The organism is Pseudomonas sp. HN11 (genome assembly GCF_021390155.1).
Taxonomy (GTDB): Bacteria; Pseudomonadota; Gammaproteobacteria; order Pseudomonadales; family Pseudomonadaceae; genus Aquipseudomonas.
Map to the genome: position 1 here is coordinate 74,089 of NZ_CP089985.1, position 18,930 is coordinate 93,018.

The 18,930-nt window shown below is 59.5% G+C and carries 18 protein-coding genes and 2 pseudogenes; 12 read left to right on the forward strand and 8 right to left on the reverse strand.

Features of this window, described 5'->3' with window-relative positions:
- Positions 1-28: 28 nt before the first annotated feature.
- The 3 genes from znuB to LVW35_RS00370 are packed head-to-tail and all read right to left on the reverse strand — an operon-like array spanning position 29 to position 2,077.
- Entirely contained in the window at positions 29-817 is a 789-nt protein-coding gene (znuB, locus tag LVW35_RS00360; protein WP_233893144.1) for a zinc ABC transporter permease subunit ZnuB, read from the reverse strand.
- On the reverse strand, positions 810-1,595 hold the full coding sequence (gene znuC / locus LVW35_RS00365) for a zinc ABC transporter ATP-binding protein ZnuC (RefSeq protein ID WP_233893145.1): 786 nt from the start codon (positions 1,593-1,595) through the stop codon (positions 810-812). The genes znuB and znuC overlap by 8 nt, the downstream gene beginning before the upstream one ends.
- Positions 1,595-2,077 carry a Fur family transcriptional regulator gene (locus LVW35_RS00370; RefSeq protein WP_012721520.1) on the reverse strand — a complete coding sequence of 161 codons (483 nt, stop codon included), beginning with the start codon at positions 2,075-2,077 and terminating at the stop codon, positions 1,595-1,597. Before LVW35_RS00370 ends, znuC begins: the two co-directional genes overlap by 1 nt.
- A 58-nt stretch (positions 2,078-2,135) precedes the next feature.
- Here LVW35_RS00370 and LVW35_RS00375 point away from each other — a divergent pair, with 58 nt between their 5' ends.
- Entirely contained in the window at positions 2,136-3,065 is a 930-nt protein-coding gene (locus LVW35_RS00375) for a zinc ABC transporter substrate-binding protein (RefSeq protein WP_233893146.1), read from the forward strand.
- 41 nt (positions 3,066-3,106) lie between these two features.
- Here the strand turns inward: LVW35_RS00375 and LVW35_RS00380 are convergent, their stop codons facing one another.
- Positions 3,107-4,060 carry a homoserine kinase gene (locus LVW35_RS00380; RefSeq protein ID WP_233893147.1) on the reverse strand — a complete coding sequence of 318 codons (954 nt, stop codon included), beginning with the start codon at positions 4,058-4,060 and terminating at the stop codon, positions 3,107-3,109.
- Positions 4,061-4,116: 56 nt separating this feature from the next.
- Complete coding sequence (locus LVW35_RS00385; protein ID WP_233893148.1) at positions 4,117-4,407, reverse strand: DUF2782 domain-containing protein; 291 nt, start codon at positions 4,405-4,407, stop codon at positions 4,117-4,119.
- A gap of 74 nt (positions 4,408-4,481) precedes the next feature.
- Here LVW35_RS00385 and polA point away from each other — a divergent pair, with 74 nt between their 5' ends.
- A complete protein-coding gene (gene polA, locus LVW35_RS00390) occupies positions 4,482-7,259 on the forward strand; it encodes a DNA polymerase I (protein ID WP_233893150.1) in 2,778 nt (925 codons plus the stop codon).
- A 269-nt stretch (positions 7,260-7,528) separates the two neighbouring features.
- Here the strand turns inward: polA and yihA are convergent, their stop codons facing one another.
- Positions 7,529-8,170 (reverse strand): ribosome biogenesis GTP-binding protein YihA/YsxC, encoded by a 642-nt coding sequence (gene yihA / locus LVW35_RS00395; protein WP_010207832.1) that lies wholly within the window; start codon positions 8,168-8,170, stop codon positions 7,529-7,531.
- Positions 8,171-8,362: 192 nt separating this feature from the next.
- Here yihA and LVW35_RS29030 point away from each other — a divergent pair.
- The 7 genes and pseudogenes from LVW35_RS29030 to LVW35_RS00425 form a co-directional block, all read left to right on the forward strand.
- Positions 8,363-8,451, forward strand: a pseudogene (locus LVW35_RS29030) (cytochrome); the annotation flags it as partial.
- Positions 8,452-8,460: 9 nt separating this feature from the next.
- A pseudogene (locus tag LVW35_RS00400) lies at positions 8,461-8,583 on the forward strand (c-type cytochrome); the annotation flags it as partial.
- A 34-nt stretch (positions 8,584-8,617) separates the two neighbouring features.
- The gene (locus LVW35_RS00405) at positions 8,618-9,244 is read left to right on the forward strand and encodes a c-type cytochrome (protein ID WP_233893153.1); all 627 of its coding nucleotides are present in this window, start codon (positions 8,618-8,620) and stop codon (positions 9,242-9,244) included.
- A gap of 168 nt (positions 9,245-9,412) precedes the next feature.
- Entirely contained in the window at positions 9,413-10,048 is a 636-nt protein-coding gene (gene dsbA, locus LVW35_RS00410) for a thiol:disulfide interchange protein DsbA (protein ID WP_233893155.1), read from the forward strand.
- A 10-nt stretch (positions 10,049-10,058) separates the two neighbouring features.
- The gene (locus tag LVW35_RS00415) at positions 10,059-10,937 is read left to right on the forward strand and encodes an endonuclease/exonuclease/phosphatase family protein (RefSeq protein WP_233893156.1); all 879 of its coding nucleotides are present in this window, start codon (positions 10,059-10,061) and stop codon (positions 10,935-10,937) included.
- Positions 10,934-12,976 carry a GGDEF domain-containing protein gene (locus tag LVW35_RS00420; RefSeq protein ID WP_233893157.1) on the forward strand — a complete coding sequence of 681 codons (2,043 nt, stop codon included), beginning with the start codon at positions 10,934-10,936 and terminating at the stop codon, positions 12,974-12,976. The genes LVW35_RS00415 and LVW35_RS00420 overlap by 4 nt, the downstream gene beginning before the upstream one ends.
- A gap of 88 nt (positions 12,977-13,064) precedes the next feature.
- A complete protein-coding gene (locus LVW35_RS00425) occupies positions 13,065-13,841 on the forward strand; it encodes an N-acetylmuramoyl-L-alanine amidase (protein ID WP_233893158.1) in 777 nt (258 codons plus the stop codon).
- On the opposite strand, the gene LVW35_RS00430 is transcribed toward LVW35_RS00425, so the two are convergent.
- Both LVW35_RS00430 and algB read right to left on the reverse strand, forming a co-directional pair.
- Positions 13,838-15,625, reverse strand: a complete 1,788-nt coding sequence (locus LVW35_RS00430; RefSeq protein WP_233893159.1) for a KinB sensor domain-containing domain — start codon at positions 15,623-15,625, stop codon at positions 13,838-13,840. The genes LVW35_RS00425 and LVW35_RS00430 overlap by 4 nt on opposite strands.
- 10 nt (positions 15,626-15,635) lie before the next feature.
- Complete coding sequence (algB, locus tag LVW35_RS00435; RefSeq protein WP_233893160.1) at positions 15,636-16,982, reverse strand: sigma-54-dependent response regulator transcription factor AlgB; 1,347 nt, start codon at positions 16,980-16,982, stop codon at positions 15,636-15,638.
- Between the two features lie 377 nt (positions 16,983-17,359).
- Between algB and LVW35_RS00440 the strand changes: the two genes are divergently transcribed.
- The 3 genes from LVW35_RS00440 to LVW35_RS00450 all read left to right on the forward strand — a co-directional run bounded on the left by LVW35_RS00440 (position 17,360) and on the right by LVW35_RS00450 (position 18,358).
- Positions 17,360-17,644 carry a hypothetical protein gene (locus LVW35_RS00440; protein ID WP_233893161.1) on the forward strand — a complete coding sequence of 95 codons (285 nt, stop codon included), beginning with the start codon at positions 17,360-17,362 and terminating at the stop codon, positions 17,642-17,644.
- A 79-nt stretch (positions 17,645-17,723) separates the two neighbouring features.
- Entirely contained in the window at positions 17,724-17,888 is a 165-nt protein-coding gene (locus LVW35_RS00445; RefSeq protein ID WP_003170804.1) for a DUF1328 domain-containing protein, read from the forward strand.
- Positions 17,889-17,890: 2 nt separating this feature from the next.
- Positions 17,891-18,358 carry an inhibitor of vertebrate lysozyme family protein gene (locus LVW35_RS00450; RefSeq protein ID WP_233893162.1) on the forward strand — a complete coding sequence of 156 codons (468 nt, stop codon included), beginning with the start codon at positions 17,891-17,893 and terminating at the stop codon, positions 18,356-18,358.
- The last annotated feature ends 572 nt before the right edge of the window (positions 18,359-18,930 follow it).

Below are 18,930 nucleotides of genomic sequence, written 5' to 3' on the forward strand. Positions count from 1 at the left end.
TCTCTATTTGCGCAAAAAGCGAGCAAGTCTACACCCCTCGACGGGGCAGGACAAAACTCAGCAGAAACAGGGCGGCGGCCGCGACCACAATCGATGGACCGGCCGGCGTGTCCTTGAACCAGGACAACGCCAGGCCCCCGCACACGGCAAGCATCCCCAGCAGGCTGGCGCCGATCGCCATTTGCTCCGGAGAGCGGGCATGGCGCTGGGCAGCGGCTGCAGGGATGATCAGCAGCGACGTGATCAACAATACGCCGACAATCTTCATCGCGACAGCAATCACCACGGCGATCAACAACATCAGGGCCATGCGCAGGCTCGGCACGGGCAAACCTTCCACCGTGGCCAGTTCTTCATGCACTGTGATTGCAAGCAACGGGCGCCACAGGGCCACCAGCAACACCAGCACGGCCGCGCTGCCGCCGAGTATCCAGGCCAGATCGGTGGGGCTGATCGCCAGCAGATCACCAAACAGGTAGGCCATCAGGTCGATGCGCACTTCATGCATGAAGCTCAGCACCACCAGGCCGAGGGACAGGGTGCTGGGCGCCAGGATACCCAACAAGGTATCGGAGGCCAGCGGCTGGCGCTGTTGCAGGGTCACCAGCAGCACCGCCAGTAACAGGCAGCCCACGGTGACGGCAATGGTCGGGCTGACATCCAGCAAGAAGCCCATGGCCACGCCCAACAGCGCGGCATGCGACAACGTGTCGCCAAAGTACGCCATGCGTCGCCAGACCACGAACGAGCCCAACGGGCCCGCCACCAACGCCAAAGCCAAGCCTGCCAGCAGGGCGTAGAGCAGAAAATCAGCCATGCTTGCAGCTATCTCCATGAACGTGGGTGTGAGGGGCGGCGGGGCCGTCGACCACGGCACCATGCAAATCGTGGGCGTGGTCGTGATGGTGGTGGTAGATCGCCAGGCTCTGGGCGTTTTTGCCGAATAACTCGACAAAGGCCGGGTCGCCACTGACGTGTTCCGGGTGGCCGGAGCAGCACACGTGACGGTTGAGGCACACCACCTGGTCGGTGGTGCTCATTACCAGATGCAAATCGTGGGACACCATCAGCACGCCGCAGCCGTGGCGGTCGCGCAGACGGGTGATCAGGCTGTACAGCTCGGCCTGGCCGGCGACGTCGACGCCTTGCACGGGCTCATCCAGCACCAGCAGTTCCGGCTCGCGCAACAGGGCGCGGGCCAGCAGCACGCGCTGCATTTCGCCGCCGGAGATGCTTTGCACGGGGCTGTCGATCACCTGTTCGGCGCCGACTTCCTTGAGCGCCGCTTGCGCACGGGCACGGTCCACGCTCGGTACCAGGCGCAGGAATCGTAATACCGAAAGTGGCAGTGTCGGGTCAACGTGCAGCTTCTGGGGCATATAACCGACACGCAGCTTGGGCTTGCGCCACACGCTGCCGGTATCGGGCTTGAGCAGGCCGAGCACGGCGCGCACCAGGGTGGTCTTGCCGGCGCCGTTGGGGCCAATGAGGGTGACGATCTGTCCCGGCTCCACGCTCAGTGCGATGTTATCCAGCACGTGTTGCCCGGCGAATGTGACCCCGACCTGTTCCAGGCGGATTAACGCGTTGCTCATCAAGCCCCCTGGCAGCCCGAGCACAGGCCGACCACTTCGACCGTTTGCCCTTCGACCCGGAAGCCGACATCGGCAGAGCTTTTGATGATGGCGTCGCTGATGCTTTTTTGTTCAAGCTCGATGGCGGCGTGGCACTCGCGGCAGATCAGGAACTGGCCCTGGTGCGCGTGTTCCGGGTGGCTGCAGCCGACGAAGGCGTTCAACGAGGCGATGCGGTGCACCAGGCCATTTTCCAGCAGGAAGTCGAGTGCGCGGTACACGGTCGGCGGTGCTGCGCGACGGCCGTCTTGCTCACTGAGCACGCCGAGGATGTCGTAGGCGCCCAGCGGCTTGTGGCTCTGCCACACCAGTTCCAGCACGCGGCGACGCAAGGCGGTCAGGCGCAACCCCTTCTGTGTGCACAGGGTGTCGGCCTCCGACAGCGCGGTATGCACGCAGTGAGAGTGGTCGTGGGGACGGCTGGCAAGCGGTGTTTTAGGCATGAGCGGCGACAGATATTTGATAGAGACGTTATTATGTTACCCGTTCCTACGCCATTGAGTGGTCATCGTGTCCCGACTTTTTCCCGTTTTTGTCGTATTTGTCACCAGTTTGTTCATTACTGGCGCCGCTCAGGCCGAGGTCAAGGTGCTGACCAGCATCAAGCCATTGCAGTTGATTGCCGCTGCTGTGCAGGACGGTGTGGCGGTTCCCGAGGTGTTGTTGCCCCCCGGTGCGTCGCCCCATAACTATGCGTTGCGACCATCCGACGTACGGCGCGTGCAGTCGGTGGACCTGCTGTACTGGATCGGCCCGGATATGGAGAGTTTCCTGCCACGCGTGTTGAAAGGTCGTACGGCCGCCACAGTGGCAGTGCAGGATCTGCCAGGCATGAAGCTGCGTCGTTTTGCCGAGGATAGCCACTCACACGCCGATGAAGCCGACGAACACGACCACGATCACCGCCCGGGCAGCCTGGATGCGCACTTGTGGTTGTCGACGGTGAATGCTCGGGTGATTGCTGCGCGCATGGCGGCTGACCTGGCTGCCGCCGATCCGGCCAATGCCGCGCGGTACCAGAGCAACGCTAAGGCCTTCGAAGAGCGCCTCGATGCGCTGGACGCTCGTCTGAAAGCCCGCTTGGCGCCGATCGATGGCAAGCCTTACTTCGTGTTCCACGAAGCTTTCGATTACTTCGAAGACGCTTACGGCCTCCAGCACACTGGTGTGTTCAGCGTTGCCGCCGAGGTACAACCCGGCGCCCAGCACGTGGCTGCGATGCGTACGCGTTTGCAGGAAGTCGGCAAGACGTGTGTGTTCAGTGAGCCGCCGTTGCGTCCGCGTTTGGCTGAGACGCTGGTCTCCGGTTTGCCGGTGAAATTGGCGGAACTGGATGCGTTGGGCGGCTATACCCCGGCTACCGCTCAGGGTTATGAGCAGGTGTTGGAGAAGTTGGGCAACGATTTGGCGGGTTGCCTGGAGTCACTCTGACAGGTGACTCAATCCCCCACATTCTCTAACTGAGTTGTGCTTCAGAGCGCGAACGGCAGTTGGACAATCACTTGCTGACGCTGCATCAACCGACGCTCGAACTCCGCCGGGTCATGAATCAAAACATCCTGCCCGGCATTCAACTCCGCCGCGATCAGGCGTGACAGCCAGAACCGTACACACGCCACGCGCAGCATGGTCGGCCACAGCTGCGCTTCCTTGGCGGTAAACGGCCGCAGCCCCGCATATGCACCCAGCAATGCCCGAGCGCGTTGCCCATCGATCACGCCATCGGCGTCCGAGCACCAGTCATTCAGGGCAATTGCCACGTCGTACAGCATCGGGCCGGAGCAGGCGTTGTAAAAGTCGATCAAGCCAGTGAGGTGCGTGCCTTCGAACATCGCGTTGTCGCGGAACAGGTCGGCATGAACGTTGGCGCGTGGCAGCGCGAGGATCTGAGCCTTGTGGGCTTCGATCTCGGTCAGTGCGTCCTGCAGCAGGCGCTGCTGTGCGTCGTTCAGGTGCGAAATCAGCTGCGCACCCTCGCAGAGCATCCAGTCCAGGCCGCGGTCGGTCTTGCGTTCCAGCACCTTTTTGCCCTGTGTGGCCAGGTGCAGATGACCCAGCAGGTCACCCACCTGGGCGCAGTGCTGGGCGTTGGCATCCTTGATGTGCTTGCCGGCCAGGCGCGGTTGCAGCAGTGCCGGCTTGCCTTTCAGCTCGCGCAAGGCCACGCCGTCGGTTGTGCGCAGGGCGTAGGGCACGGGCAGATTGGCGTCGTGGAGCACGTCGAGCAGTTCAATGAAGAACGGCATTTGCGCGACCGGACCGCGTTCAACCAGGGTCAGGACGAACTCGCCCTGCTCCAGGCTGATAAAGAAATTGGTGTTTTCACTACCGGCGGCAATCCCCTGGAAGTCGATCAGGCGGCCGAGGCCGTAAGGGGCGAGAAAGGTTTCCAGCTCGGGCCGAGCCAGGGGGGTGAACACAGACATGGTTAAAACTGCCAGTACGGGCGCCGCAGTGCGCGGCGCCAATTTAAGTTAAGAAATCATTTCCATTCGAAAATCTTCCATGACGGTATCAGCATATCCGGCTGGTCAGAACGGATGAAGTTCGCATCGGTTCCGTCCGCGCGCACCAGGAAATATGGCGGCGCTCCCTTCGGAGTGACCTTGATGGCGTACAGGAAACCGTTCTGGCGGTATTCCCGAATTTCCTTGTCGCCTTCAGTGCGGATGGTGACATCCGGGTCTCCCGAGGGCGCGCTGTCGGCGGCGGTGGCAGCCAGCGGCAGGAATGCAATCAAGCCGGTCAACAACAGGCGATTCACTGTACGCATGATAACCTTGTCCCTTTGTCGTCATTGGTCCGGCTATTCTAGCGCCTGACCCGCCGAAAAGGTTGATTCTGCTCATGAGCCAAGCACCCCTCGTCCTGGTGGACGGTTCTTCCTATCTGTACCGCGCGTTCCACGCGTTGCCACCGCTGACCACCTCCAAAGGCCTGCCCACGGGTGCGGTCAAGGGCGTGTTGAACATGCTCAAAAGCCTGCGCAAGCAGTACCCGAACAGTCCGTTCGCGGTAGTGTTCGACGCCAAGGGTGGGACCTTTCGCGATGACATGTACGCCGAGTACAAGGCCAACCGCCCAAGCATGCCCGATGATATGCGCCTGCAGATCGAGCCCCTGCACCAGAGCGTAATCGCCCTGGGCTTCCCGCTGCTCTGCGTCGAAGGCGTCGAGGCCGATGACGTGATCGGCACCCTGGCCCGCAGCAGTGCGGCTGCCAGTCGTCCGGTAGTGATCTCGACCGGTGACAAGGACATGGCGCAGTTGGTCGACGGGCACATTACCTTGGTCAATACCATGACCGGTAGCGCGATGGACATTGAAGGCGTAAAGGAGAAATTCGGCGTCGCTCCCGAGCAGATCATCGACTACCTGGCGCTGATGGGCGATTCGTCCGACAACATTCCAGGGGTTCCGGGCATTGGCCCTAAGACCGCATCCGGCCTGCTCGTAGGCGTGAACGGCGGCATCAAAGAGCTTTATGAACAGCTGGATATCGTGCCGAGCCTGCCTATCCGTGGCGCCAAGACGCTGCCGGCCAAGCTGGAAGAACATCGGGAGAGTGCATTTCTTTCCTACAAGCTAGCGACGATCAAGTGTGATGTGCCATTGGACGTCGGCCTGGATGACCTGCACCTGATCGAGCCGGATCGCGAAAAGCTGCTGGAGTTGTACACGCTGCTGGAGTTCAAGAGCTGGTTTGATGAGATCCAGCGCGATGCCAAGCGTGTAGAGCTTAATGTGGTTCCTGTTGTTGAGGCAGTCATTGAAGCAGTGGTGCCGATAGAGGCGAGCTATACGACCATCCTCGACCAGGCGACATTCGATATCTGGCTGAAGAAGCTCAACGAGGCGTCGTTGTTTGCCTTCGATACCGAAACCACCGGTATCGACGCCCAACAGGCGCGGTTGGTGGGTGTTTCCTTCGCCGTCCAGCCCCATGAGGCGGCCTACATTCCGCTGACCCATTCCTACATCGGCGCGCCGCAGCAGTTGGATCGCGACACCGTGCTGCTGGCCCTCAAGCCGCTGCTGGAAGATCCGGCCAAGCTCAAGGTCGGCCAGCATGCCAAGTTCGACATGAACATCCTGGCCAACTGCGCCATCGGTGGCGACCCGGCGCACGGCATTAACGTACGCGGCATCGCCTTCGACACCATGCTCGAATCCTATGTGCTCAATTCCACAGCCACCCGCCACGACATGGACAGCCTGGCCAAGAAGTATTTGGACTACGACACCGTCGCCTTTCAGGACATCGCCGGCAAAGGCGCCAAGCAGCTGACGTTCGACCAGATCGCGCTGGAGCAGGCTGGTCCGTATGCGGCGGAAGACGCTGATATTACCTTGCGCCTGCATCAGGAGCTGTTTGCACAACTGTCCGCCATCCCGAGCCTGGCGAGTGTACTCACGGATATCGAAATCCCGTTGGTGCCGGTATTGGCCCGTATCGAGCGCCAAGGCGCGCTGGTCGACAAGGATCTGCTGGGCATCCAGAGCATCGAGCTGGGCAACAAGATGGTCGAGCTGGAGCGCCAGGCGTTCGAGATCGCGGGCGAGGAATTCAACCTTGGCTCGCCCAAACAGCTCGGCGCGATCCTTTACGAAAAACTCGGCCTGCCGGTACTGAAAAAAACCGGCAAGGGCCAGGCCTCCACGGCTGAAGAAGTGCTGGCCAAGCTGGCCGAAGATGACTACCCGCTGCCCAAGGTGCTGATGCACTACCGCAGCATGAGCAAACTGAAAAGTACCTACACCGACCGTCTGCCGGAGCAGATCAACCCGCGCACAAAGCGGATACACACGTCCTATCACCAGGCGGTGGCGGCGACCGGGCGGTTGTCGTCCAGTGATCCGAACCTGCAGAACATCCCGGTGCGTACTGCCGAAGGTCGGCGAATCCGTCAGGCGTTCGTTGCGCCCAAGGGCTACAAACTGCTGGCGGCGGACTACTCGCAGATCGAACTGCGGATCATGGCGCATCTGTCGAAGGACGAAGGCCTGATGAATGCCTTCCGCGACAACCTGGACGTCCACACGGCCACGGCCGCCGAAGTGTTCAAAGTCGAGCTGAGCGAGGTCACTTCGGATCAGCGCCGCAGCGCTAAGGCGATCAACTTCGGCCTGATCTACGGCATGGGCGCGCAGAAGCTGGGCAAGGACATTGGCGTCGATACCAAAACGGCCAAGGCGTATATCGATGTGTATTTCGCCCGTTATCCCGGGGTTCGCGAATATATGGAGCGCACCCGTGCCAAGGCGGCTGATCAGGGTTATGTCGAGACGTTCTTCGGCCGTCGTCTATATTTGCCGGATATCAACTCCAACAAGCCTCAGGAGCGCGCGGCCGCTGAACGCACCGCGATCAACGCACCGATGCAGGGCACCGCGGCGGACATCATCAAGAAAGCCATGGTGCGGGTGGACAATTGGCTAACCGACTCAGGCCTGGATGCCAAGGTGATCCTGCAGGTACACGACGAATTGGTACTGGAAGTGCGTGAGGATCTGGTACCAGATGTCAGCGAGAAGATTCGCGAGCACATGAGCGCTGCCGCGCAGTTGGACGTACCGCTGCTGGTGGAGGTGGGCGTGGGCGATAACTGGGACGAAGCCCACTGATTTCCGGGCTCTGCCGCCACATTGCGTGGTGGCAGAGTGCTTTAGTGCGGAAATCGCTGTCAGGTATTTCGAATAGTTTTTCGAACCTGCCGGAACTTAACCTGTGAACTGCTACTCAGAGTAACTGAATGGGTGGTGAAGCCCTTCAATGCTCCTATGTTGTGTTAAGTGTTGGCAGATATCTGGACCCCGCCCTAGCGGTCCGGAACTTGAACCCCGAACTTCCCCTCCCCATACGAAGTCCGGGGTTTTTTTTGCCTGCAAAAAAGTTATTCCGCCAGCTCCGCGCCCTTGTCCGCCAATTCCATCCAGCCCGCCAGCACCGTGTAGGCCTCTTCCAGGCCCATGCGTTTTGGCGCCGAGAACAGCTGGATAGTGATCGCATCACCCCAACCCTTACGGATTTCTGACTGCACTTTGAGCAGCGTGTTCTTGGCCGCGCCGTAGGTCAGCTTGTCGGCCTTGGTCAGCAGGATGTGCATCGGCATGCCGCTGGCGACGGCCCAATCAAGCATCAACAGGTCGAAGTCGGTCATCGGATGGCGGATATCCATCATCAGAATCAAACCCTTCAAACTCTCGCGGCCACCCAGGTAAGCCTCCAGGTGGCGCTGCCAGTGCAGCTTCAACGGGATAGGGACTTTTGCGTATCCGTAGCCCGGCAGGTCGACCAGACGCCGATCATCGTCTAGCTTGAAGAAATTGAGGAGTTGCGTGCGGCCCGGGGTTTTCGAGGTGCGTGCCAGGCTGGCGTGGGTCAGGGTGTTCAGCGCGCTGGATTTACCGGCGTTGGAGCGGCCGGCAAAGGCGACTTCAAAACCTTCGTCATCGGGGCATTGGTCAACTTTGGCGGCGCTGAGCATGAAGGTGGACTGTTGGCACAGACCGAGGATGGGATTCTTGAGTTGCATGAGATTTCCGATGTGGGCGGTGCCGAAAAAGGGTGCGGCAAGCGGTGTCGTTTCCGTTTCAGTAGCGCCAGTATATAATGCCGCAGATTTTGTGTGTGCTTTGTCCCAGCGAAGGATAAGGCTCACGGGAGCGATAGACCTTTATTGCGCATTAGAACGCAAAACGCTCTCAAACCCTGAAATGGTCGACGTATGACCAGATGGTTGTTCGCTTCGGTGTCCTGGTTCCGCTTTACGGCGCTCAGGCTACACAGGATCTGGAGGCGGTGTACAACCGAGTTTATGTGGTCACGCCGGTGCAACACGTGACCCAGGGTTTCAAGGCGATGCCGCCGCGTGGTTTGTGCATGGACTGCAGTACTGAGGATTACCAGGCCATCATTGAGTTGATGGTGAGTAAACCCGGTAGATAACTCTTAAACCCCTTAGCCGTAGTTGGATTAGCTGATGAACAAACTGATCGTGAGTCTGCTGTTGACCTTGGGCATCACAGGCGCCGCCGTCGCTGCAGAGGGCCCCCTCAAAGGTGATGCCACTGCCGGTCAAGCGAAAGCCGCCGTATGTGGTGCCTGCCATGGACCGGATGGTAACAGCCCGGCGCCGAACTTCCCCAAATTGGCCGGCCAGGGTGAGCGTTACCTGACCAAGCAACTGCACGACATCAAGGATGGCAAGCGTACGGTCCTGGAAATGACCGGCTTGCTGACTAACCTCAGTGATCAGGACCTGGCAGACCTCGCGGCGTATTTTGCCAGCCAGAAGGGCAGTGTGGGAGCTGCTGATCCGAAACTGGTGGCCCGTGGTGAGAAACTGTTTCGCGGCGGCGACCTGGAAAAAGGCCTGCCTGCCTGCACCGGCTGCCATTCGCCTAATGGCGCCGGTATAGCCGCCGCCGGTTTCCCGCACCTGAGCGGCCAGCACGCGACCTACATCGCCAAACAGCTGACCGATTTCCGTAGGGAAGAAGCAGGACGAGCCAACGACGGCGACACGGCGATCATGCGCACCATCGCCCGCAAGCTGAGTGATGAAGACATTGCGGCGGTCTCCAGCTACATCCAGGGCCTGCACTAAAGTGCATGCAACGTTAACACTCGATTAATCCGTTGATGCAAGCATAAAAAGGGTGGCCCAGGCCGCCCTTTTTTGTGGCCGGTGCCGTTACACTAACGAACTCATGCCCGCGTAGACCTGTCACAACAAAGGTCGCGTGAGGCGACTTTATTTGTCCAGGAGTAAAGCATGCGTAAACTGATCCTCAGCGCCGCTCTCGTCACTGCCAGCCTCTTCGGCATGACCGCACAAGCTGCCGACGTGCCGCTTGAAGCCGGTAAAACCTACGTCGAATTGGCCAACCCGGTTCCGGTTTCGGAACCCGGCAAGATCGAAGTGGTAGAGCTGTTCTGGTACGGCTGCCCGCATTGCTACGCCTTTGAACCGACCATCAACCCATGGGTTGAGAAACTGCCCAAGGACGTGAACTTCAAGCGTATCCCGGCCATGTTCGGCGGCCCATGGGATGCCCACGGCCAACTGTTCCTGACCCTGGAAGCCATGGGTGTAGAGCATAAGGTCCACAACGCGGTATTCGACGCGATCCAGAAGCAGGGCAAGCGCCTCACCAAACCAGACGAAATGGCTGACTTCGTGGCCACCCAAGGTGTCGACAAGGACAAGTTCCTGGCCACCTTCAACTCCTTCGCGATCCAGGGCCAGATCAAACAGGCTAAAGAGCTGGCGCAGAAGTATGGCGTGCAGGGCGTACCGACCATGATCGTCAATGGTAAATACCGTTTCGACCTGGGCACCTCCGGTGGTCCTGAGCAGACTCTCAATGTTGCCGACCAACTGATCGCCAAAGAGCGCGCAGCCAAGTAAGGGGCCCGTCATGCGCCGCTGGGGTACCGAACGTGTGGTTGGCCTGCATGATCCGCGGGTCAACGAACATCACCTGGAATCCACAGGTTTGCCGCCGGATAGCCGCTTGCGGTTGTTGAGCTTCAACATCCAGGTGGGTATCAGTACCGAAAAGTACCGGCATTACCTCACCCGTGGCTGGCAGCATCTGCTGCCCCACAATGGGCGTGCCGGCAACTTGCAGAAGATCGGCAATCTGCTGAACGACTTCGATCTGGTCGCCTTGCAGGAAGCCGACGGCGGCAGCATGCGCTCCGGCTATATCAACCAAGTGGAGCACCTGGCCCAGCTGGGTTCCTTCCCTTATTGGTATCAGCAACTCAATCGCAACCTCGGTCGCCTGGCACAGCACAGCAATGGCGTGCTCAGCCGCTTGAAGCCCTCCGCTATCGAAGATCACCCGCTTCCGGGCCCGAAGGGCCGGGGGGCGATCCTTGTGCGGTTTGGCGAAGGTCCTGAGGCCTTGGTGGTGGTGATGATGCATCTGGCGCTCGGTGCCCGCACCCGCACCATGCAACTGGCCTACATCCGAGAACTGATCGGCAATTACAAACACCAGGTGCTGATGGGTGACATGAATACCCACGCCAGCGACCTGTTGCAGAATTCTCCGTTGCGCGACCTCGGGCTGCTGGCGCCGCAAGCCGAAGCCACGTTTCCCAGCTGGCGTCCGCAACGCTGTCTAGACCATATTCTGCTCAGTCCTACCCTTACACTCGAAAGTGTGCAGGTGCTGGCGCAGCCCATCTCCGATCACCTGCCGGTCGCGGTAGAGATTCGTCTGCCGGGTTCGCTCACGGCTGATGCATTACCCGCGTTGAGCCCAGGCACCAGCGGACCTCCTGCATGAGCGACGACGCCCAGCGCTGGAAAGAGAAATACCTTAAAAGTATCGAGCAACAAGAAAAACTCGAGCGCCGTTGGGCCGCCCGTCTCGACCTGCTGCGCCGTGGGCTGGTGCGTAGCACTTTGGCCGCTGAAGGCACTGACCGCGCGGTTGACCAATGCATGAAGGAAATGCGCGACGTTGTCCGCACCGATGATATGGACGCCGCCCTCGCCGCCTTGCTGCCGCGCTTGGAAAAAGCCGTGCTCGATTCCGAGCAGCGCCGCGAAACCCGGGTCGACCAGATCAGCACCGCGCTGACTTCACTGGTCACTCAACTGCAAAAACTGCCGCTGCCCCGTGAGGTGGCTCGGCCGCTCAAAACGTTTGCCAAGCAGTTGGACGGTCGCGTCAGCCAGGCACGTGAAATACCGTTGTTGCTCAGCGAATTGAGCGGCCTGCAAAGTCTGGCGTTGAATAACCTGGAGCCCGACGGCGAAACCCCGCGTCCGGGGCCAGGGCTTTTACAGCGCTTGTTTGGTGCCAAGGAAGTCGCGAATGAGGCGGTGGAGAACGAGGCGGCCCCCCGCCCCGTACCACAGCCTGTGGCAGCCAAGCCAGTCACTGCCGAGCCGCAACCGCCCGAGCAATCCGAGGAACTGACGCAAGCGTTGCGTGCCTTTGCACCGCAGCCTCAAGAAACGGTCGCTCCTGTCATTGAGCCCCTAGCGCCCGCCAAGGTTGCCGAAGCCTCCAGCGAAATATTCGTCTACGAAGCCCCGCCTCAAACCGCACCCGTCGATACGCCTGTAGTGCGCGTTAAGCCTGAGCCTCAAGTCGAAGAGCCGGCACCGGAAAGCGCCCTCGCGGCCTTCATCGAAACGCCTGACGTTCAGGTCAAAACGCTGGATGAGACCGTCATCGGCAGCCTGTCGCTTCCTCCGGTTCTGGAGGAGCCTGATCCCGACGAGCTGCAAGCGGATGGCACCTATGCCTTACCCGATTCACCGGAGCCTTCCTACAGTTCCGTGGCCAAGCACATCGAGGACACCCTGCTTGGTCTGCTGGAAGAACTCTCGTTGCCCGAGCGCCACCGGCCCCAGGCAGAAGCCATGCGCGAGCGCCTGGCCCATGGTCTGAACTGGTACGAACTGCTGCCGATCCTCGACGACTTGGCCGTGTTGATGCTGGCGATCACCGACAGTGGCCAGCATGAATTCGAGGCTTACCTAAAGCAACTCAACGAGCGCCTCGAAGCATTCCAGGGGCATTTGCAGGTCGCCAGCGATGGCCACGCTGATAGCCGTTCCGCCGCGCGCGAACTGGACACGCAGATCCGCGAACAGGTCGATGGCCTGCAAAGCAGCATGCAGGAAGCGGCTGACTTGGACAGCCTCAAGCACGTATTGGAAAGCCATCTTGAAGGCCTGCTCGGCACCATGGACGAGCACCAGCAGCAACGCGACCAGCGCGAGCAGGAAACCGCGGCGCGTTTGAAAGGCTTGGCCGAGCGCGTCGCCAATATGGAGCAGGAAGCTCAGGGCTATCGCGAGCACCTGGAAGTGCAGCGCCAGAAAGCTCTGATCGACCCGCTCACTGGGCTGTCCAACCGCGCAGCCTGGAGTGAGCGCCTGGATCAGGAGGTCAACGCCTGGCACCAGCGCGGCAACAGCCTGTCGCTGGCGATGCTTGACCTGGATCACTTCAAACGCATCAACGATGGTTACGGCCACCTGGCTGGCGACAAGGTGCTGAAGATCATCGCCAACGTGCTGCGCAAGCGCCTGCGTCCGACCGATTTTATCGCGCGCTTTGGTGGTGAAGAGTTTGTGTTGTTGATGCCGAACTCATCCCTGACGGATGCATTGGCGGCGGGCGAAGTGTTGCGTGCAGCGATTGAAGCGTGCCCGTTTCACTTCAAGGGCGAGCCGGTGACGATCACCGTTTCAATGGGCGTGGCGCAGTTCCAGCCGGGAGAGCGCAGTGACATGGCGCTCAAGCGTGCCGATGAAGCGTTGTACCGAGCCAAGGCGGCGGGGCGCAATCAGGTGCAGGCCGCCTAAAAGATGTTCCATTTTGTAATTTGACGGCTGGGTCGCAAACGGTACGTTACACTGTTGCATTATCGTCTTCAGTGTAATGTCTTCCGCCATGAAATCCTTGTACTTCGCGTTTGTGTTTCTTCTGCTCGCAGGTTGCGCCAGCGGCCCGCGCCTGGACACCCGCCATCCTTCGATGAATCACGACAACCGCGTGCAGTTCGTGATTGTCCATTACACCTCCACCAACCTTGAACGCTCCCTGGCTTTGCTTACCCACGGCCAGGTCAGCAGCCATTATCTGATCGGCGACGACGCCTCCGGCACCATCTACAAGCTGGTGGATGAGAGCCAGCGCGCCTGGCATGCCGGCGAAAGCGAATGGATGGGCCGCACCTGGCTCAACTCCAGCTCCATCGGTATCGAAATAGTGAACCCTGGCTACACGGACACGCCAACAGGACGCTTGTGGTATCCCTATTCTGAAGCGCAGGTTAAATCCCTGGTGGTGTTGCTAAAAGACATCAGCAAGCGCAACGGCATCGATCCCAAGAACATCATTGGCCACAGTGACATCGCACCCCTGCGCAAGTTGGACCCAGGCCCCTTGTTTCCCTGGAAACGCCTGGCCGCAGAGGGGCTAGGTGTTTGGCCGGATGCTCAGGCCGTAGCACGATTCCAGGTGCAATACGCCACGCAACTGCCGAGCATTACCTGGTTCCAGGAAGAATTGGCCCGTCTGGGCTACCAGACGCCTCAGACCGGTGAGCTGGATGTTGCCACGCGCCATGTCATTGCGGCGTTCCAGATGCATTTCCGGCCATCGCTGTTTGACGGCACTCCGGATGCGGAAAGCGCTGCAATCCTGCGGGCGTTGAACCGAACTTAAAGCGGCAGCGCCATATAGAACTGAGTACCCTGCCCCGGCCGCGAATACACACCCATGCGGCCGCCGTGCAGTTGCACGATTTCCTTGCACAGCGCCAAGCCAAGGCCGGCGCCGCCTTTCTTGCGGCCCACCTGGACAAAGGGTTCGAAGATCCGTCCCTGCTGCCCATAAGCGATGCCTTCGCCATTGTCTTCGACGCTGACAATCACTCGCTCACCATGGCGGCGCGCTTGCAGGCGAATCTGGCCACCGGTCGCCGTGTGACGCAGCGCGTTGCCCAGCAGGTTGTCCAACACCCGCTCAAGCTGTGCCTGATCTGCATACAACCGAGGCAGGTCGGATTGAGCTTCTACCAGCAATTCGATGTTTTGTGCTTTGGCCGGCTCGACGAAGCGCGCACGCGCATGTTCCAGCAGATCATTCACATCGCACGGTCCCAAGGTGAGCTTCTGCAGGCCGTTCTGGTAGCGCGAGAAGTTGAGCAGGTCGTTGATCAACTGCATCAAGCGTTGCATCTCTTCATTGACGGTATCCAGCAGGTCCGCTTCACGGGACTCCGCCGGAAATTTCGCACGCTCGCGAAACAGCCCGAACGCCATGTGCATGCCGGTCACCGGCGTACGCAGCTCATGGGAGGCGCGCAATACAAACTCGCTACGCACCCGTTCGAAGGCGCGTTGTTCGGTTACGTCATGCAGCACCATCACTGCGCCGAGGATATGCCCCTGGGTATGGCTCACGGGGGTCAGGCTGTAAGTCAGTAGGCGCAATTCACCTTCGACTTCCACTTCCAGATCGTCCGGCGCCCGCTCCAGATTGCCGCCACGCAGTACCAGTTGCAGCTGCTCATCCAGTTCGGGGCGCACCAGGGCTTCCCCAAGACCTTGACCGAGCCTTTCCTCATCCCAGCCCAATTGTCGCTGAGCCACAGGGTTGAGGTGTTCCAGGCGGCCCTGACGGTCGATCATCAGCAGGCCATCGTCGATACTGTCGAGTACGGCTTGCAGGCGCTGTTGACCGGCCAGCAGTTCATCGACATTGGTCGCCTGATGCTGGCGCAAAGCTTCGGCCATGATGCCGAAGCGGCGAGTCAGTTGGTTCATCTCTGCTGCGGACGAGATCGGCAGCGTCACTTCAAAATCGCCCTGGCCGATCTTGTCGGCGGCTTTGGCCAGCGCTTCGATCGGCCCGCCAAAACGCCGGGCGATGCCATGGGCTGTGACAAACCCGATGATCAGCACCGCAAGCCCCACCAACCCCAGCAAGCCGGCGATCAGCAAAGCGCGCTCGCGAGACTTGTGCTCACTGTTGCTGATGTTTTCCAGTGCCTGCTTATGCTCGTTGATCAGGCCATTACGCAGCGTATTGAAGGTTTCGGTGAGCTTTTCCTTGGCGCCTGGAGGAGGCGTCGGTTGCTGGGATTCGTCAAACGCATCCAGTAGATCCTGATACTGACTTCGGGCCTGGCTGAATCCGGTCCCACTATTATCGCGCTGTTCATGGGCGATGCCTTGGTCCAGTAGGTCGAAGTAGCGCTGCTTGGAGGCTTGCAGTGCATCGGGGTCGGGGCGCTCCTCAAGCATCATGATCAATTGATCGCCCAGGCTCTGACGCAGCTTGAGCCCCAGGTCCAACGTGATGAAGTTGCTGCGAATCAGGGATTCCTGGGTCTTGGCCATTTGCATGACGCTGACCAGGCCCAGGATCAAACCCAGCAGGGCGACGGTGATCAACGCTGAGATGCTCAGGAATAACCGGGTACGCAGCTTCATCGCTAACTTCATAAGGTACAGCTCACAGGTTGTACTGTTTGCGTTTGCGATACAGGGTCGACGCGTCGATGCCCAGGGTGCGGGCTGCCTGGTCGAGGGTATCGCTGGTGGCGAGTACGGCGCCGATATGGGCTTTTTCCAACTGGTCCAGGCTCAGCGCCGCGCCAATGCGTGGAGCATTGTTGCCCGGCTGTTCGGCCATGCCCAGATGACTGATCTCCACCTTCTCCTGCGGGCAAATGATGCTCGCGCGCTCAACCACGTTGCGCAGCTCGCGAATATTGCCCGGCCAGCGGTAGTTGAGCAGCGCTTCACGTGCTTCATCGCTGAAGCCGCGTGCCGGTCGGGCATATTCCTTGACGAAGCGTGCGAGGAAGCGGTCAGCCAGGGTCAGGATGTCTTCACTACGCTCGCGCAACGGCGGCAGGTGCAAGGTGATCACGTTGAGGCGGTACAGCAAGTCCTCGCGGAAGCGACCGTCGCGCACCATGTCCTCCAGGTTCAAGTTGGTGGCTGCCAGGATGCGTACATCGGCGCGGCGGGTGACCGGGTCGCCGACGCGCTCGTATTCCTTGTCCTGGATAAAGCGCAGCAACTTGGGTTGCAATGTAAGTGGAAAGTCGCCGATTTCGTCGAGAAACAGCGTGCCACCGTCCGCCTGGTTGACGCGACCCAAGGTGCTTTCACTGGCACCGGTAAACGCACCGCGGCTATGACCAAACAACTCACTTTCCATCAGCTCTGCCGTCAGCGACGGGCAGTTGATAGTGACGCAGGATTTTTTCGAGCGCTTGCTCCAGCCGTGAATAGCCCGGGCCAGTTCACCTTTACCCGTGCCGGATTCGCCCAGAATCAGAATGTTGGCATCTGTGCCGGCCACCTGGCGCGCAGTTTCCAGCACCACCATCATCGACGGGCTGTGGGAATCGAGGCCGTCTTTCGGCTGGCGTACTTCGCCTTCAAGGGCTTCGAGGCGCGCGGAGAGTTGGCGCACTTCCAGTTGCTTGGCGGTGGCGAGGCGCAGTTGATCAGGGCTGCAAGGCTTGACCAGATAATCGGCCGCGCCGGCCTGGATGGCATCAACGGCGGTGTCGACCGCCGAATGGGCGGTGACAATCACCACGCGCATCCACGGCGCCTGAATGCGCATCTGGGCCAGTACATCCAGGCCATTATCTTCGCCCAGGCGCAGGTCGAGGAAGCACAGGTCGAATACCTGGCGTTGCATCAAGGCATCGGCCTGGGCCGCGCTGTTGGCGGTGGCAACGGTGTAGCCTTCATCTTCCAGGCAATATCGGAAGGTGCGGAGGATCGCGGATTCGTCATCCACTAAAAGAATGCGGCCTTGAAGTTCCTTGGCTGATTCCATCTGTCCCGCGCTCCTTAAACTATGAATGATGGTGTTTAGTCCCGGAATAATCGGGCAAGTTGCATGGTTTATTCTGATCGATAAAAGGCAACGTCGTGCAGGTATCTGCATCGCTTCGTACGAAGCCCCGGCTGATAGCGTTTTCATGCCATCTTGCCCTTCGGCAACGCCCGATCTGCTTTCTATCCCTTCATCCGACCGTTGGCTATCGTGCATTTCGCACGGCGTCCAGGGAGGCATCGTGCAGGATGCTGGGGGTTGGTTTGATCGATAATATTTAACTTGTTGATTTTATTGAGTTTTATTTTGTAAAAAAACTGGCATGCACTCTGCAATACCCCTCCCAACGAATAATCAAAATGCGGGAGAACAGCAGCATGACTCGCCAAAGCCTCAACCAATTGCGTGTATCGCCACTGCGCTTGCAGCAAGGTCTGTGTGCCAGCCTGGCGCTGATAGTCACGTTGATTGGCGGCCAGCAGTTGCAACATTGGCAGCAGAGTCAGCAGCAGATCCCCCAGTTTGAACGTCCGGCCATGACCCAAACCCATTTCCGTTCCGTTGGCAGTGTCGCTGCCGATGCAACAGCCCCGCAGTTGCGGATGGTTGACCAGGCATCCGCCCTGAGTGAACTGCCATCCCAAGAGCGTTGGGTGTTCTAGGCACCAACGAGCTGCTCGCGTTTAGCGGCAGCACGGCACTACCGCTGTTACCTCTAATAGAAGCGTAAGGAGAATCACCATGTTGAGTTGGGCAATCACATTTCTGATCATCGCCATTGTGGCTGCAGTCCTGGGCTTTGGTGGTATCGCGGGCACCGCCACGGGTATCGCAAAAATTCTGTTTGTGGTCTTTCTGGTGATGTTCATCGCTTCCTTCTTCTTTGGTCGTCGCGGCCGAGGCTGAACATGACCATTCTGTTCCTTAAAGCTATTGCTGCCGCCCTGCTCTTGGGCGGCAGCGGCTTGGCGATGGCCGCCAATGACGGCCAATCCCGAGCCAATGAATTGCTCAGCGCGGACCCGCAATACCGCGAAACCTGGCAAAGCGTAGTGAAGAAGGAAGAGCGCCTGCCGGAATGGGTAATGAACCTGTCAGGTACGGCTGAACAGATGAATGCCGTGGAAGAAGACGGCGACAAGTACTTGGTCGGGCCCCTCTGCGAAACCGCAGATACTTGCCTGAACAAACGCCTGATCGTTGCTTTCAGCCTCGACAAGGAAGATGCCTACGCCATGTTGGTAGAAGTCCCAGCCGGCCTGCCGGCGGACAAGTCGCCGACGCGCCACGCCGATTACCGCTTTATTGGTAAGCCGGACGAAGGCATGCAAAAGTTGCTCATGGAGCAGCTGAAGAAAGATCCGAATTGGTATTAGGTTCCGTTTGACGCATCTGTCGTCTGCGGAACCTGCGTCCATAGAAAGAAGCCCACTCGCTTCTTTCTGTTTGCACCGCTCGCCAAGGGGGGTGCATGACCAAGGGGCCGGGTTGTTCTGATCGATTAGGATCGGCGTGACCTACGGGTACAGGGAGTGCCTGCGCAAGGGCCGGGTCAGGCGAAAAGCTGCGACGCAGGTTCACAAGTCTACGGCTTGCGAACCTGCGGCGAGCTTATATCCCCTCTTCCTATACCTCCTATAGCCGCCAATTTCTTTATTGCGCCCTTCAAACCATTACTTGGTGTTTCGGGCCGACCATCTATCGATAAAATCCAGCGCGGCCAATAGGATATTTCCGACACTAAACAACGGAATTCTCAGGCATTTCTGCCAGCTCACCACAGACGTCCTGATTCTCTGAGCGAGCCGGGTTTGGCAGGTTCACGGCATGTTTGTCGGGCAAAATGTCACATTTGAACTGACCGTTCGGGCAGTTATTATGAGAAAAGGCCATGCCGATTCGGCATGGGGTAGGCGTTTACGGCATTAGACGCCGCTCCCCTGCATGG